Raw genomic sequence first — 14,676 nt, forward strand, 5'->3', positions numbered from 1 at the left:
CACACGTTAAATTTCCAACCTTAAACAGTCCGTCAGGGAGCGTCGATCGGAAAGCAAGGTTTCGCATTCTGGCGGGCAACGGGCATGTCACCGTAGGGTAAAGGGAAAGCGCGATAGGCATACCCATTCGCGCTTGGTCTCCACATACTGCAGCACCGGCCCCACGTAGCCACACCGGGCAAGGCCGCCGAGATCCTTCGGCGATGACAGGCTGCGGTATTCGTCCCACACTGAGGCACGCAGGGCGGTCGCCTCCTTGGTCAGGGAACGGTCGATTTCGGCATGGTAGGACGCGATGTCGGAACCGAGCTGTCCCGTGTGCTGGCGGAAAGTCGCAAGGACGCTGTTGACCACGGTCAGCGGCGCGTGCATGGCGAACCGCCGCCAGAGATCGAAATCACCCGCCCTTTGGAACCGGCAGTCCATGCCCCCGGCCAGACGCCACAGACGCCCCGTCCAGAAACAGCCTTCTTGTTGCACGAAGGGCAGATGCCGGTTGTCGTGGAGCCCGGCGATCAGGGTCTTCGTGGGATAGGCGAAGACGTCTTCGATGAAGACGAGGCTGCCGCGCTCGTTCAGGCGGGCGACGCGGCCGCCGATCCATTGGGTTTCGGGAAAGCGGTCGAGAAGATCGGCGACCGTCTGGAAGGCTCCGGGAAGAAGCCGGTCGCTGGCGTTCAGCCAGGTCAGCACATCCCCATCCCGGACCGGCAAGGCCGAGAAGCCGCGGGCGACGGCGTCGTAAAGACCGGTATCGGGGGCGGAATCGAAAGAGAAGCGCAGGCCGCGGCACAGCGGCGGCAGGCCGCGGCCCTGCATTCGTTCGGACCAGGCCGCGAGTCGCAGCACGGTTCCGTCCTGCGATCTCCCATCCTGGACATGGTGATGGATTTCGAAGTCCCCGGCTTGGCCGAGCACGCTCAGGATGGTTTCATCGATGAAGCGGCCCGCGTTCAGACAGGGCGTGACCACAAGAAAGCGGCGTGGCATGGCGAATTCCCGGTTTCCGAGAAGGATGTGGGGCGGACCGATGCTCAGGAGCCCGGTTTGATGACGGACAGGAAGTGGTGGAACCCACCGATCGCAGATTCTGCCGGATGGCCGCGTTGATCAGGTTCGCCAAGCCCATGACCTTTTCCGACCGGATGAGTTCGAGGCATTCCGGGGACAGAGCATAGACCCCGACGTTGATGAAATGCGTGAAGACCGGCTTTCCCCGGATGCTGACGATGCGGGATGCCTTCAGTTCGATGATGCCGTAGAGAACCACGACCTGCTCCTGGGCGAGCGCCACGGCCATGCCGTTGCCTTCGATCCCGTGGAACCGCAGCATCTCTGTCATAGGGGATGTTGGTCAGGAGGTCGCCGTTGGTCACCAGAATGGAGGTTTCCGACCTATCCAGGATCAGCGATATGCCGCCGGCGGCTCCCAGCTTGCGGCCTTCGCACAGGGAGCGGATAACATGCCCCGTCTCGTCCACGGCCAGAACACCGTGGCAGTTGCACTTTTCCATCAGCGCCAGGATTTCGCCATCGGATATGCCAAGATGGGCGATGGCCGGATACCTTATCATGATGTCGCTGATGGCTGCGCGAAATCGACACGAATCAGGATGGACTGCCGAAAATCATTATCCATGACACCCCCCGGAAATCGGTCTACTCGGATCGGTGATTGGCTCGAAGGGGGGCATTGATCGAGAGGGTCATGCCGGCGGCTGCCTTGGGTGTTCACCAGCGGGTGTGGCGGGCTTCCGGGCGATCCTGCGGGACGAAGAAGAAATCTACCTGCCAGAACGCACGGTCATGGTCACGGAACAGCGGCTCCGCCATGTCGATACAGTGGAAGCCCAATGCTTCCACATGCTGGCACATCTGCGGGAAGCGCCGCGTCGGATCGCCAAAATTGTACATCTCAATGACGAGCAGCGAGGCCTGCTTCAGGGTTTCGGCTGCTCCGGCAAGGATTTCCCGCTCGGCGCCGTGGGTGTCGAGCTTGATGGCGAACGGACCCTCCAGCCCGAGACGTCCGACCTCGCGGTCGATGGACACCTGGGGGACGGTCCACTGCGGATCGTCCGCTTCGGGGCGGATGGTTCCACCGAACGGCGCGTCCGGAGAGTTGGTGAAGACCGTCTCTCCATCCTCCACTCCCGCCGCAGCCAGTGAGAAAGAAAAGGACGGCTCACCATCCCGCAAGCGCTCAAGATCGGGCTTCCAGTGATCGAAGGCTTCGATAAGGTGGAAACGGGCCTCCGGCCAGACCTGGCGGGCCATCAGGGACCAGCAGCCGTCGGAAGCACCGACGTCGATGACCGTCCGGCATTCCAAGTCACGGGCCTTGATCCGCTTCAGAGCGTTGGCGTGGCTCAGCAGATGGGGAGCCAGGGCCTCCGGATTGCCTTCGATGACGCGCCAGACGGCTTTCTTGAAGGAATCGAGCGCGCTGTCCGGAATATCCAAGTGTGCCCCCAGCCTCTGCGTTCCATATCGGCGCACGACTCCTCCGGCACCGTGGCGGGACGATACACGAAGCCGCGGCCCGATGCCATCAGACCGCTCCCCGGCGGAACAGGAAGCCCCGCAGTTCCGGCTGTTCGGGCGCCCCTTGGACGCAGGGCATCTCCTCGACCGGCATCTGGCGGTCGAACTCCAGCCCCTCATCCGCCGCGGCCTTGAGAAACTCCACCAGATTGACCGCCCAGCCCTGCCATGACGTGGTGTAATCGGCGGCGGCGACACGATGCAGCAGTACGAAAGAGGGAACGGACGAGACGACGGGAAGTCGAAGGACGACCAACAGTTTTCCGGCCGCGGCCGCCAACCGGCGCAGATCCTCCCGCCAGTGCTCGCTCTGGTGCAGGCTCCCGCGCGCGATCACGAGATCGTAGCGGCGGGCGAAGGCGGCGGCATCGCTGTCGTGGAAGGTCGCTTGGGGAACGAGGCCGCGCCCCCGTTCGGCGAGTGCCGGCGTCGCCCGGCAGTGATGCTCGAAGCGTATCCTGGGAAGGAGGAGGTCGAGCGCCTCCTGATGGATGCCAAGCCCGCCATGCCAGTCGAGCACGGTCAGTGGCTCCTCCGGGGTGGCGGCCCGGGCCGCCGCGTAGCCGAGAACCATCGTCTCGGCGGTTGTCCGCGCATCGCCAGCCACCGGCAGCGTGGTTCCCTGGCGCCGCTGCACGATTGCCAGACGGTCGGTCAGTGCGTCCATGGCCGCGGGGGCGTTCCAACCCGGTGCGTCGGCTTCCGGCTGCCAGCCTTGCGGCCGGTATTCCCATGCCGGCAGCGCCGGCTCCGCACATGATGGCACGCTGCGGACGGTCGCGAAGGTGGCGAGTGGAGAAAGGCGGGTCAGCTGCTCCTCATAAGGACGGTAAATCGCTTCGACGACAGCGCTTCCGGGCACCTCCGCGGGATTGGCGAGATAGTCTCCCAGATTCCGCTTGAACGCCGCGGCGCCGGTCTGCCGCAGCCGGTGGAAGTGATAGAACACGAGTGGCTGGCCATCGGCCAGAATCCGCCCGTCCCGCAGTTCCAACGGCTGGCTGTCGAGGTTCCAGGGCGCGAGGTTGGCGCCCTTGTGCGCGATGACGTGAAGTCCGGGATAGACTGAAGGCCAGACGTCCAGATAGCGCTGGTCGGCAAAGCGGTCGCCGTCCATGTAGTCGTGACACCATTCCAGACACTGCGCCCGGTAGTCGTCCAGACAGGCGAACCCGACGGGATGCCGCCGCCATGTGATCCAGCCCACGTTGAACAGCCCGTACCGCCGCTTGGCCGCGTTGCGGTCGGAAAAGCGGTGCGGGACGATGGCGACTGGAGCGTCTCCGATTTCCTCGAAGACCGTTTCGGGGGAGCCGAAGAACTGGATGTCGGCGTCGAGATAGGTCAGTTGGCCGATCGCCGGATTGCGGTCGAACAGAAAACGCCCAAACGCCCCCGTCAGGGTGAAGTAGTAGGAAGCGGTACTGCGCTGGGATTTGACAGCAGCCAACGCTGGGTCCGCGGCCTCCAACTCGGCCAAGGGGACGGGAATGGTATCGCCGGAGGCTTCGGCGGCGAAATGGCAAGCGGTGGCCGGATCGAGGCACAGGACATTTAGACGGAACGCCACTCCGCTCGCCCGCAGGGAATCGCGCAAAATCAAGCCGCGGGGTAGATAGTTGCGGTCGAAGTACGTGTAGAAATGGTGGGTTCTGGGCATCGCGCCGTCAGTTCCGTTTGCAGTCCCGGGCGACGGCGTTCCCGCGTTGGTGCCGCATCCGCTCACGCCAGACACTGTTCCGCGAGCACGGCGTTGGTCAAGCCGCATTCCCATCGCCGGTGAACGGCCATCCCCACCGACCCTGCAGGGCACTTCTTCCCTCCTCGGCGGCGATGGAAGGTGTATAAGACGGTCCGCGTCCGTTTCGCCCGGTCTCGAGGAGCTTTTTTCACGCCATGACCCATTCCCGCCGCATCTCGGTGATCGGACTCGGTTACGTCGGTCTGCCCGTGGCCGTTGCGTTTGGGCGGATGGACGTCCCCGTCGTCGCCTTCGACATCGACGCGCGGCGCATCGCGGCGCTTCGGGCTGGGCACGACCACACGGGCGAGGTGGCGGACACGGATCTGGCGGCGGCCAGGCTCCACCTGACCGACGACCCGGCGGATCTGGCGCAGGCGGACTTCCACATCGTCACCGTGCCGACCCCTATCGACGACGCCCGGCGCCCGGACCTGCGCCCGCTGCTGGCCGCCAGCCGTACCGTCGGGCGGCATCTGAAGCGTGGCGACGTGGTGGTCTACGAATCCACGGTCTATCCCGGCGCCACGGAGATGGACTGCGTGCCGGTGCTGGAGGCGGAATCGGGCCTCACCTTCGGGCGGGATTTCACCATCGGCTATTCGCCGGAGCGTATCAACCCCGGCGACAAGGAACACCGGTTCGAGACGATCACTAAGGTGGTCTCCGGCTCCGATCCGGCGACGCGGTCGCTCGTCGCGGCGGTCTATGGCAGCGTGGTCAAGGCCGGCGTGCACGAGGCCGCCTCCCTCGCCGTGGCGGAGGCCGCCAAGGTGATCGAGAACACCCAGCGCGACGTCAACATCGCCCTGATGAACGAACTGGCGGTGATTTTCCACCGCATGGGCATCGACACCCGCGACGTGCTGGCCGCCGCTGGCACCAAGTGGAATTTCCTGAAGTTCCAGCCGGGCCTCGTCGGTGGCCACTGCATCGGCGTCGACCCCTACTATCTGACCCACCGGGCGGAACAACTCGGCCACAACCCGGAAGTCATCCTGGCGGGCCGGCGCATCAACGACACTATGGGCCAGTATGTGGCGCAGGAGACGGTGAAGCGGCTTCTGCGCGGCCGCGTCGGGGCGTCCGGGCCGCTGCGCGTCACCGTGCTGGGTCTGACCTTCAAGGAGGACGTGCCCGACATCCGCAACACCCGCGTGGTGGACATCGTGGCCGAGCTGAAAAGCTTCGGTGTGGAGGTCGCTTTGCACGACCCGCTGGCCGCCGCGGATGAGGTGGCCCACGAGTATGGCCTGACCCTGACCGCGCGGGATGCCCTGCCGCCCGCCGACGCGGTGGTGCTGGCGGTTCCACACGCGGCCTACCGGACGGAGGGCTGGGACCTGGTGAGCGGCCTGCTGAAGGACCGGCGGGGCATCGTCATGGACGTGAAGGGCCTGCTCGACCGCGGCGCGGTGCCGGAAGGCGTGGATCTCTGGCGGCTGTGACGCCGCCAGGGTCCTCCAAGAGGGGCTTCGCGACGGGCGGTCAGAACGCCTTCAGCTTCTTCCAGGCGAACAGCACCATGCGCAGCAGCAGCCAGCCGTGGGTGAAGCGGCTGATCTGCGTCTCGCCATAACTGCGGTCGGCGTAGCGGATCGGCACTTCGACGATCTCCAGGTTCAGCTTGGACGCGCCGAAGATCAGGTCGAAGTCGCCGAACGGGTCGAAATCGCCGAAGTAATGGCGGTTCGCCACGATCTGGTCGTAGTCGCGCTTCCACAGCACCTTCGTGCCGCACAGCGTGTCGGTGAAGCGCGTGTTCAGCAGGAAGGAGAAGATGCGGGCGAAGGCGCGGTTGGCGATCCAGTTCAGGAAGCGCATGGCCTGGTCGTCCATCGGGTAGACCAGCCGCGTGCCGTTGATGAACTCGCCCTGGCCGGACGCGATGGCGCGGTAGAATTTCGGCAGGCTCTCCGGCGGAACGGTCAGGTCGGCGTCGAGGATGATGAGGATGTCGCCCCGCGCCGCGTTGAAGCCGGCGCGCACCGCGTCGCCCTTGCCCTTGCCGGGCTGCTTCATGACCTTGATGTCCCAGTCCGGATAGGCGGCCTGGACGCGCAGGCATTCCTCGTAGGTGTTGTCCTGGCTGTTGCCCTCGACGTAGATGACCTCCAGGTCCGGGCAGAAGCGCGGCAGGCGGCGGATGGCGTTCTCGATGTTGCCGCGCTCGTTCCGGCAGGGGATCAGCACCGTGCAGGACGGCTGCTTCTCCGGCGCCCGCGGGGCGGGGCGGGCCACCACGTAATTGCGCAGACACAGCTTCCGGACACCGGGCAGCGGGGCGATGCTGCGGTTGATCAGCGTGCCGAGGCCGAGCAGGCGGCGGGGCACGAGCTGGCGCCATTCCCGCTTCACCGGCTGCCAGCCGGCGAGCGTCAGCAGCCCGGCGATGTCGGTGCTGGACAGCCAGTTGAGCTGGCCCTGCGGCATCTTCAGCCCAAGCGTCTCGGCAAGGCCCAGCACCGGCTCCCACAGGCGGGAGTGGTAGCTGACGATGATGCGGGTGCGCGGCGTGGCGAAGCGGTGCAGATGGCGCAGCGTGTCCTCGATGTCGTCGAGGAAGCCGACGGTGTCCGACAGCAGGATCACGTCGAAGGTTCCGGCGATCTCCGCCAGAACCGCGGGGTCCTCCGCGTTGCCGGTGCGGAACTCCAGACCCGGATGACGCTGCCGCGCCCGCTCGACCATCGCCGGGCTGAGGTCGATGCCGACCCCGCGCGACGGCTGCAGGAAGGCCAGCGTGTCGCCCGTCCCGCAGCCGACCTCCAGCACCGAGGCGTTCTCCGGCACGAGGAAGCGCAGATAGGCGCGGTCGGCCTCGTGGAAGGCGCGGTTGCGCTCGACCCAGCGGTCGCGCTCCCCGGCCAGCCGGTCGAACAGCGTCCGCACGCTGTCCTGACGGGGCGACAGGGGGCGTGGGCTGCCGGCTCCGGCGGGGGTGCCGGACACGGTTTCCTCAAGGGCTTCAACGGTCATGGGTAGGGTCCGCAACAGCGTTTTCGGAAGCGTCCCGGCTTCCGTGGGACAGGGCAGGCCAGGCAAGGCCGCCGGCGGCATGCCGGGCCCGCCGAACCGCGCGCCGGCCGGCGCGCGCCATCCTGGTCCCGAACCTGCCGCGGACCAACCGGGGTTCATCCCCCGAGGCCGGGAAAGCGGGAAAGGTGGTTTGCAATCTCATCCGGCAAGAAGGCGGTGTGTGCGGGCGGGCGCACTGTAGCCTTCGGCCGGCGGGATTGCCACGCTTTCCATGGTGCTGCCCATGGTGCTGCCCATGGCGCTGTCTATAACGCTGCTTGGTCCGGCGCGTTCGGTGCGCGCCCGCGCCGGACCGGGCGGTTGTGTCGGTTATGTTAAGGAGCGCTCCCAGGCGAGCGCGTCGCGCACGATCCCATCCAGCCGGTCGTGCTTGGGGACCCAGCCGAGCCGTTCGCGGATGCGGTCGGCCTTGGCGACGAGTTGGGGCGGGTCGCCGGGGCGCCGCGGGGCGAGCGTGGCCGGCACCTTTTCCCCGCTGACCTCCTCCAGCGTGCGCACGACCTCATGGACCGAGGCGCCGCGCCCGTAGCCGCAGTTCAGCGTCAGGCTCTCGCCGCCGCGCCGCAGATGGAGCAGCGCCAGCACATGGGCATCGGCCAGATCGCTGACATGGATGTAGTCGCGGATGCAGGTGCCGTCGGGCGTGTCGTAGTCGGTGCCGAAGATCGACAGTGCCGGCCGCCGGCCGAGCAGGGCTTGGCAGGCCACCTTGATGAGGTGCGTCGCGGTCGGGGTCGCCTGTCCGGTGCGCCCCGCCGCGTCGGCCCCCGCCACGTTGAAGTAGCGCAGGATGACGCTGCGCAGTCCGTGCGCCGCCCCGGCGTCGCGCAGCATCTGCTCCGTCATCAGCTTGGACGTCCCATAGGGGTTGATCGGGGCGGTCGGGGTCGCCTCGTCGATCGGCACGCGGTCCGGAGCGCCATAGACGGCCGCAGTGGAGGAAAAGACGATGTTGCCGACCCCCAGCCGCACGCAGGCGTCCATCAGGGTCAGGCTGTTGACCGTGTTGTTGCGGTAGTAGGCGAGCGGTTTCTCCACCGATTCCGGCACGACGATGGAGCCGGCGAAGTGCATCACCGCATCCACGGCATGGTCGCGGATGACCCGTTCCAGAAGCTCGGCGGACCCGACGTCCCCTTCGACCAGCGGGACCGAGGCCGGGACGGCCGCACGCCGGCCCGTCGACAGGTTGTCGATGGTCACCGCGGGAATCCCGGCGTCGGCGAGCGCGTGGAGGACGTGACTGCCGATGTAGCCCGCCCCGCCGGTCACCAGGACACGGTGTGGGGTTGCCGTTTCGTCAAGCATGCTTCCCGCTTCCTTTCGTCCGTACTCGCCAAGCCATGTTCGCCAAGCCGTCCATACGGCGCCGGCTGGTTCGCCGGCATCGGCGTTCCCTGAACTGGGCATCGAGGAAAATCCTGTCAACGCAGCCCGAAGCGCCATCCCCGCCACCAATCCGGAGGGCGTCGGCGGAGTGGTGGCACTCCCTTGGGCGGTGATGGTTCCATGGGGAACGCGCATCGCGCGCAAAGAACGAAGAGATTTATCGATTTTTACAATTTCCGGTTCGGCACTCCGAACCTCGTAGGTCGTGCTCGCCATATGGAAGATGGGGTGCAGACGCCATCAAGTTCTGTCCTAAAGTACCTAAGATATAAAAAGCTTGGGCCAAAGGGACTTTGTCATGGAGCCCCCGCAAAATACCCACCAGCGGCGAGTCATTGGCACATGAATATGCGGGTTTTCGCGCGTAATCGCAAATTCATGCATGCCTCAGGTTTGTCACAGCCCCGAAACATTATCCGTTCAGATCACCCTCCATTCAGGGCAATCTGCCCAAGAGGTGTAACCTTTATGGCGGGTATCATTCCGCACTTGCAAAAAGGGGTTACCAATGATATCGAGCGCTAGGCATGCCATAAGGCACAAAGTCTAGTCACTTTGGCGGGGGTTTCCACATATGTCCAGCTCGAGCACCATCACCGGTGGCGTTACCAACAACAACGTCAGCACCGCTTCCACCCTGGCGGGCGCCATTCTGAAGAACACCAGCCTCGTCGCGACGACGGCGGATACCAAGGCGCTCGTTCTCGGCGACGACGCCCTGCAGCAGAACAAGGGCGTCGTGGCCCTCTCGAGCGAGAGCAACACGGCGCTGGTTCTGAACACCAGCAACGCCGCGACGCTGCTCGGCGGCGCCGGCAACAACAACGTCCTCGTCGCCAACGACGCGGCCGGCACGGTTCTGCAGGCCGGCACTGGCACCGGCCAGACGCTGATCGGCGGTTCGGGCGGCCAGCTCCTCGGCACCAGCACCGTTGCGGGCGCCTCCGCCACCATCTTCGGCGGCTCGGGCGCCGACACCGTTGTGGCCGCGGCCGGCAACAACGTGCTGACCGCCGGTGCGGGCAACAATCAGATCCACGCGATCGGTGGCAACAACCAGATCTTCGCGGCCGGCAACGACACCGTCTTCGCGGCGGGCGGCAACGCCACCATCGGTGCGGGCACGGGCAATTCCCAGCTCCTGATCACCGGCGGCAACAACCTGATCGCCGGCGGCCAGGGCAACACCACCATCGCTTCGGCGGCGGGCAACAACACGATCTTCGGCGGCTCGGGCAACACCACCATCGCCGGTGGTGCGGGCAACGACCTGCTGATCGGTTCCACCGCGAAGTCGGGCAAGGCCGTCATCGGCGGCTTCGACGGCAACGACACGATCATCGGCGGCGTCGGCAACGACACGCTGTTCGGCGGCGCCGGCAACGACATCTTCGTGTTCAGCACCGTCTTCGGCGGTGGCAAGCACGTCATCGGCGACTTCAAGGCCGGCACCGACCTCATCGCGGTTCAGGGCTACGGCCTCACCGCGGCCCAGGTCGCGTCGCGCGTCACCGTCACCGGTGGCAGCTCGGTCCTGTCGCTGTCGGACGGCACGCAGATCACGGTCGCCGGCGTCACCAACCTGACCGCCAGCAACTTCGCCGTCTAATCAGAGCCTCTGCACGACCCAATGGACCTGCCGAGCAATCGGCAGGTCCATTTTTATGCGCTTTTTCTCTCTGCCTTTTCCCGGCAGGAAAGGCCGGTTCCAGACCATCCAAAGTCCATGGCAAGGCCTTCCTTCATGACACCGTCGGGCGGATCGAAATCCCAGGCGCGGCGCCTGGACGTGCGGCGCCTGGAAGAGCGGATCGCCGCCGGGCGGATCGCTGAGGCGGAAGCCGTGGCGCGCGCTCTGCTGCGCCACAGCGACACGCACGCCCCAGGAGCCACCGGGCTCGCCCGCTGCGCCCTGGCGCGGGGGGATCTCGCCGCCGCGCTTCGCTGGGCCGAACGCGGCGCCCGGTTCGCGCCCAACGACATCGCCCTGAAGGCCTTCTTCGCCGCCCTGCTGATCGCCGCGGGCCGTTCGGCCGAGGTGCCGCCGCTGCTGGCGGGTGCGGTCGAGCGGGCCGCCGTCCCCACCGCGGCGATCGCCCTGGGGCAGGCCCTGGCCCGTCTGGGGGCGATGGACCGGCTGGTTCCCCTGCTCGTCCGCCAGCTTCATCTCGTTCCGGTGAGCGTCGCCCCTCTGCTGGGCGACCTCGCCGACCATGTGGTGCTGTCCGGAGGCGCTGTCGGCTGGGCCGCCGCGGACATCGGCCTGCAAATCGTCGGCGCCCTCTCCGCCGAGGCCGGAGGCACCATCCGGGTCGCCTCCGCCCGGCACGAAACGCTGCTTGTCATGGAGCGTGCCTCCTTTCTGCGGCGGTATGGGCTGCCGAACGGCGATGGCGGTCCGATCCGCTTCGCCCTGTCGATGGGGGCGGAACGGGAGGGGGAGGCGCTCTTCATAACCCTTGACGGCGTGTCCTTGCTTGGCGCGCCGCTGCACCCCCGGCGCCATCCCACGGTCGAAGGAAGCGCCCTGCTGATCGGCGGTTCCGAAGCACCGGGGTCATCATCCGGTGCGATGATCACCGGTTGGGCCTGGTGCCCTGGCGATCCGCCGCAGTCCGTTTCCGTCCGGGTGACGGACGGGACCGGGCGCTCCGTGACGGTGCCCGCCGACCGTCCGGCGGAGGGGGGCCGCGCCAGAGGGGCGGAGGACGGCAACTATGGCTTTCTCATTGATCCGTTGGCCGCCGGCCTGTCTCCGGGGCTGCTCCATGTGACCGCCGAGCCGGGCGACCAGCCGTTGGCCGGCAGTCCCCTGCCCTGGCCCGGTCCCGGACGGGCCGCGTGGTCCCCCACGCCGATCGCGCCCATTCCCCTGCGCCCCCCGCGCGCGGCGCGTCCCTCGCCCCTCGTGGACGTCATCGTCCCTGTGTATGGCGGGCGGGAGGAGACGCTGGCCTGTCTGCGCTCCGTCATCGCGGCGGACGACGCCACCCCCCGCGAGATCGTCGTCATCGACGACGCCAGCCCCGATGCGGACCTCGTCTGCGATCTGGCGGCCCTGGCCGCCGAAGGGCGCATCACGCTGCTTCGCAACTCCCGGAATCTTGGGTTCCCCGCCACCGTCAACCGTGGACTCGCCCTGCATCCCGACCGTGACGCGGTTCTGCTCAACGCCGATACGCTGGTGTCCGGCTCCTGGCTGGAACGGCTGCGGGCCGCGGCCTGGTCGGCGCCGGACATCGGCACCGTCACGCCGCTGTCCAACGACGCCACGATCCTCAACTACCCGTCGGGCACCGACCGACCACCGTCGCCCTCCCTGACGGAGACGGCGACGCTCGACCGGCTTGCCCGGTCGGTGAATCCCGGGTTGCGGGTGGACCTGCCGACGGCCGTCGGCTTCTGCGCCTACATCCGCCGCGACTGCCTGGAGGAGACCGGACTTTTCGAAGAACGGCTGTTCGGGCGGGGCTATGGGGAGGAGAACGACTTCTGCCTGCGCGCACGCCGTCTGGGGTGGCGCCACGTCGGAGCGGCCGACCTGTTCGTGGCGCATGTCGGCGGCCGCTCCTTCGGGCGGCAGAAGGCGATCCTCGCCGCGCGGAACGGCGAGTTGCTGGAGCGGCTGTATCCCGGATACGACGCCCTGGTCAAGGACTTCATCGCCGCCGACCCGCTGATGGCCGCGCGCCGCCGTCTCGATCTGGCCCGCTGGGCGGAGGAGAGTGGAGGCGGGCGGGCGCCGGCCGTCCTGCTGGTCACGCTCGCCGGCCGCGGCGGGGTCACCCGCTTCATCGAGGAACGGTCCGCGGCGCTGCGGGCGGAGGGTTGGCGCGTCCTGCAACTCGTCCCGGAGAACGCCGGGGATGATGAGGACGAAGACGAGGACGAGGATGGTGATGAGGGGGACGGCGCGGGCCGCGGTTCGTCACGATCCATCGTGCCGTCCCGGGCGGCTCTGGCCGAGCGGCGCTGCCGGATCATGGTCCTGGACCGGCCCGATCTCCGCGATCTGGTGTTCCGCACCCGCGCGGAGTTCGACGCGTTGGTCGGCGCCCTGCGGCTGGGGGGAACGACGGCGGTCGAGATCCACCATCTGCTGGGGCACGACGCCGCGGTGCTCGATCTGGCCGGGCGGCTCGGCGTGCCGTACGACCTCACCATCCACGATTACGGCCTGATCTGCCCGCGCCTCAGCCTGGTGGACAAGGCCGGCCGCTATTGCGGGGAGCCGGACCTGCCCGCCTGCGAGCGCTGCACCGCCGATCCGGAAGACCGGGCCGATCCCGACGTGACGGTGGGCGCCCTGCGCCGGCGCACGCGCGCCCTGGCCGCCGGGGCGCGGCGGGTGACGGCACCGACCCGCGATGTGGCGGCCCGGCTGCTGCGTCACATCGACCCGCGTCCCATCGAGGTCCGGCCCTGGGAGGATGTCGCGCCGCCACCCGCCCGCCCGCGGCGTCAACGGAACGATCGCCGGTGGCGGGTCTGCACGATCGGCGCCGTCGGCATCCAGAAAGGCTATGAGATCCTTCTGGCCTGCGCCCGCGATGCCGCGGCGCGGGACCTGCCCCTGGAGTTCGTCGTCGTCGGCTTCAGCGAGAAGGACCCGCCCCTGTTCGAAACGGGGCATGGCTTCGTCACCGGCCGCTTCACCGAGGAGGAGGCGGTCGCTCTGGTGAGCGCCCAGGAGGCGGACATCGCCTTCCTGCCGTCCATCTCGCCGGAGACCTGGTGCTATGCCCTGTCCACCGCCTGGAAGGCCGGGCTGGAGGTGGTGGCCTTCGACTTGGGAGCGCTGTCAGAACGCATCCGGGAGAAAGGTGGCGGACACTTGCTGCCACCGTTGCTGGAACCTGCGACAATCAACGACACGCTCCTGGGTGTCCTTGACGCTCATACGCCGCATGGCGTAGCAATCGGGCGGTCCGTTTCCTTTCGGCCTACTTTCAGGCCAGACAGTTCGGCGGCGGATTCGGATGGTCCGGACCTTCGCCGTTCAACCTTTCAATCCCGCGGGGGGTCGTCGATGTCCGGTAGCGTTGCGTCCGCAGAAGCCCATCCATCCAACCAGATCAAGGCGACGGCCCAGACCCTGTCCCTGGTCCCCGGCTTTTACTCTTTGCTGGTCACGGCGGGCGGCGGGGCGGCGGCTTCGGGCGAATTCCCCTTGCCCAGCGTCCAACTGGCGGCGGCTCCGAACAACCTTCCCGGCGTCACCATCGAGATGATCGGCAGCGTGACGGGCAACTGGCTGGCCAAGCCGGGCGACACCGTCATCATCAAGGTGTCGGGCGGCACCGCGACCGTGGTCCTGTCCTCCTACAAGCATGTCGACCGCCCGAACGCGCTCCTGTCGCTTCAGTTCGCCCGCATCGACGACGCCCAGACCTCCCCGCCGCAAGCTGCTCCGGTGGCCGCCTCCGCTCCCGTCCAGGGCGTTCCCTTCCAGAACGCACCGGTCCAGAACGCACCGGTCCAGGCTCCGCCGGCCCCCCAGGCCCCCCGTCCGCGCGCCGAGATACTGGCCCATGTCCAGCGCCAGGGCGACCTGCGCTTCATGGATTCCAACTGGGCCGGTGCCGTCGGGCAGCGGCTGTGGATCGAGGCCTTCTCGATCACCCCGACCGAGGGCATCGCGCCGGAGGATCTGGAGTACAAAGGCCTGACCGCCAACGGCTGGGAAACCCCCTGGATCAGCGGCGGCGGCATGTGCGGCAGCCGTGGCCTGGGCACGCCGCTGATCGGCTTCTCGATCCGTCTGCGCGGGGCTGCGGCCGAGCGGTTCGACTGCGTCTATGAAGGCGCCTTCGTCAGCGGCTACCGCTCTCCCACCGGGCAGAACGGCAGCCCCTGCCGCTCCGACGCCATCGGCGACGCTCTGGAAGGTCTCCTGCTGCGCTTCGTGGAGAAGCAGACCGGCGCCGTTCCGCCGCGTTCCTATTGATCCCGAGCGCCTCCAG

General features: G+C 67.5%; 9 protein-coding genes. 3 read left to right on the top strand and 6 right to left on the bottom strand.

What is annotated here, in order from left to right; genetic code table 11:
• Positions 1–87: 87 nt before the first annotated feature.
• The 4 genes from Sp245p_RS26470 to Sp245p_RS26485 form a co-directional block, all read right to left on the bottom strand.
• On the bottom strand, positions 88–990 hold the full coding sequence (locus Sp245p_RS26470; protein ID WP_014200299.1) for a glycosyltransferase: 903 nt from the start codon (positions 988–990) through the stop codon (positions 88–90).
• Positions 932–1,342, bottom strand: a complete 411-nt coding sequence (locus Sp245p_RS26475) for a glycosyltransferase family protein (RefSeq protein ID WP_014200298.1) — start codon at positions 1,340–1,342, stop codon at positions 932–934. Before Sp245p_RS26475 ends, Sp245p_RS26470 begins: the two co-directional genes overlap by 59 nt.
• Before the next feature lie 389 nt (positions 1,343–1,731).
• Complete coding sequence (locus tag Sp245p_RS26480) at positions 1,732–2,463, bottom strand: FkbM family methyltransferase (RefSeq protein WP_014200297.1); 732 nt, start codon at positions 2,461–2,463, stop codon at positions 1,732–1,734.
• A gap of 88 nt (positions 2,464–2,551) precedes the next feature.
• A complete protein-coding gene (locus Sp245p_RS26485) occupies positions 2,552–4,204 on the bottom strand; it encodes a bifunctional glycosyltransferase/class I SAM-dependent methyltransferase (protein WP_014200296.1) in 1,653 nt (550 codons plus the stop codon).
• Between the two features lie 236 nt (positions 4,205–4,440).
• Here Sp245p_RS26485 and Sp245p_RS26490 point away from each other — a divergent pair, with 236 nt between their 5' ends.
• Positions 4,441–5,733, top strand: a complete 1,293-nt coding sequence (locus Sp245p_RS26490) for a nucleotide sugar dehydrogenase (RefSeq protein WP_014200295.1) — start codon at positions 4,441–4,443, stop codon at positions 5,731–5,733.
• 40 nt (positions 5,734–5,773) lie between these two features.
• Here Sp245p_RS26490 and Sp245p_RS26495 read toward each other — a convergent pair whose 3' ends face one another.
• Positions 5,774–7,264 carry a bifunctional class I SAM-dependent methyltransferase/glycosyltransferase family 2 protein gene (locus Sp245p_RS26495; RefSeq protein WP_014200294.1) on the bottom strand — a complete coding sequence of 497 codons (1,491 nt, stop codon included), beginning with the start codon at positions 7,262–7,264 and terminating at the stop codon, positions 5,774–5,776.
• 369 nt (positions 7,265–7,633) lie between these two features.
• Positions 7,634–8,632, bottom strand: a complete 999-nt coding sequence (gene galE / locus Sp245p_RS26500; protein ID WP_014200293.1) for a UDP-glucose 4-epimerase GalE — start codon at positions 8,630–8,632, stop codon at positions 7,634–7,636.
• A gap of 655 nt (positions 8,633–9,287) precedes the next feature.
• On the opposite strand from galE, the gene Sp245p_RS26505 reads away from it, so the two are divergent.
• Together Sp245p_RS26505 and Sp245p_RS26510 are read left to right on the top strand one after the other, a co-directional pair.
• Positions 9,288–10,322: a calcium-binding protein gene (locus tag Sp245p_RS26505; RefSeq protein ID WP_014200292.1), complete on the top strand. Its 1,035-nt coding sequence runs from the start codon at positions 9,288–9,290 to the stop codon at positions 10,320–10,322.
• A gap of 135 nt (positions 10,323–10,457) precedes the next feature.
• On the top strand, positions 10,458–14,660 hold the full coding sequence (locus tag Sp245p_RS26510) for a glycosyltransferase (RefSeq protein ID WP_014200291.1): 4,203 nt from the start codon (positions 10,458–10,460) through the stop codon (positions 14,658–14,660).
• Positions 14,661–14,676: the final 16 nt, after the last annotated feature.

Origin of the sequence: Azospirillum baldaniorum (assembly GCF_003119195.2) — a bacterium.
Taxonomy (GTDB): Bacteria; Pseudomonadota; Alphaproteobacteria; order Azospirillales; family Azospirillaceae; genus Azospirillum; species Azospirillum baldaniorum.

Bases quoted from the DNA above. Each gene is read 5' to 3' on its own strand.
- Sp245p_RS26495 (WP_014200294.1), bottom strand. From the start codon at position 7,264: ATGACCGTTGAAGCCCTTGAGGAAACCGTGTCCGGCACCCCCGCCGGA.
- Sp245p_RS26470 (WP_014200299.1), bottom strand. From the start codon at position 990: ATGCCACGCCGCTTTCTTGTGGTCACGCCCTGTCTGAACGCGGGCCGC.
- Sp245p_RS26510 (WP_014200291.1), top strand. From the start codon at position 10,458: ATGACACCGTCGGGCGGATCGAAATCCCAGGCGCGGCGCCTGGACGTG.
- Sp245p_RS26485 (WP_014200296.1), bottom strand. From the start codon at position 4,204: ATGCCCAGAACCCACCATTTCTACACGTACTTCGACCGCAACTATCTA.
- Sp245p_RS26490 (WP_014200295.1), top strand. From the start codon at position 4,441: ATGACCCATTCCCGCCGCATCTCGGTGATCGGACTCGGTTACGTCGGT.
- galE (WP_014200293.1), bottom strand. From the start codon at position 8,632: ATGCTTGACGAAACGGCAACCCCACACCGTGTCCTGGTGACCGGCGGG.
- Sp245p_RS26475 (WP_014200298.1), bottom strand. From the start codon at position 1,342: ATGACAGAGATGCTGCGGTTCCACGGGATCGAAGGCAACGGCATGGCC.
- Sp245p_RS26505 (WP_014200292.1), top strand. From the start codon at position 9,288: ATGTCCAGCTCGAGCACCATCACCGGTGGCGTTACCAACAACAACGTC.